Below are 637 nucleotides of genomic sequence, written 5' to 3' on the forward strand. Positions count from 1 at the left end.
GGTCGCTGAACTCATCCACCTCAGCGTTCACCCTGCTCTTTGGTGTGCTACTCGTTCTATGACACCCTCGGTTAACAGTAAAGGAAACACCCAGCTAGCGGGCGAGCACTATGAAAAGAGCGTCGCGAGCCGATCTAGAGGTCGCGCGGCTGGACCGTCTTGCGGCCGTTCGCCTCAGCGCGTGCCGCTGCTTCCTCGAGCAGTTCTTCAACCTCCTCGTCCAGCGCCTCGTAGAAATCGCCAGCAACGTTCTTCTCTGACAGTGCGTCCTTAACCGCCGCCTTAACGACAAGATCCGTCATACAGCATCAACTTCACCTGTCCACTCCTTATAAGCAAGGGGTGGACGGGGCATCAGAGTGTAATAGCTGACAAGAATACCAGTACAGACCGAGATTCAAGCCTGCTCTGGAGGTTGTCTGTTCGTGGTTTAATGGCGTATCTGAAGGTTTAACCAACACACCTAAGCAAATCACGGGCCTGTTGGTTAAAGCAACGATACAATGCCCGAGTCACCACCGACACCACCAGAGGAACTCGCGAGTGATTTCGTCGAATCACTTGAGGACAGCTCTATTGAATCCGCAGACAGCGTCGGGATGAGTCGTTAGAACGTTGGAAGTGAAGCGGGAGAGTA

Annotated in this window: 1 protein-coding gene; it reads right to left on the bottom strand. The window is 53.7% G+C overall.

What is annotated here, in order from left to right:
- Window positions 1-134 precede the first annotated feature (134 nt).
- The gene (locus ABDZ36_RS09310) at window positions 135-302 is read right to left on the bottom strand and encodes a DUF1931 family protein (RefSeq protein ID WP_123078723.1); all 168 of its coding nucleotides are present in this window, start codon (window positions 300-302) and stop codon (window positions 135-137) included.
- Between the last annotated feature and the right edge of the window lie 335 nt (window positions 303-637).

The sequence above is a fragment of the Halarchaeum salinum genome, assembly GCF_039520965.1.
GTDB classification, from domain to species: domain Archaea; phylum Halobacteriota; class Halobacteria; order Halobacteriales; family Halobacteriaceae; genus Halarchaeum; species Halarchaeum salinum.

Bases quoted from the DNA above. Each gene is read 5' to 3' on its own strand.
- ABDZ36_RS09310 (WP_123078723.1), bottom strand. From the start codon at position 302: ATGACGGATCTTGTCGTTAAGGCGGCGGTTAAGGACGCACTGTCAGAG.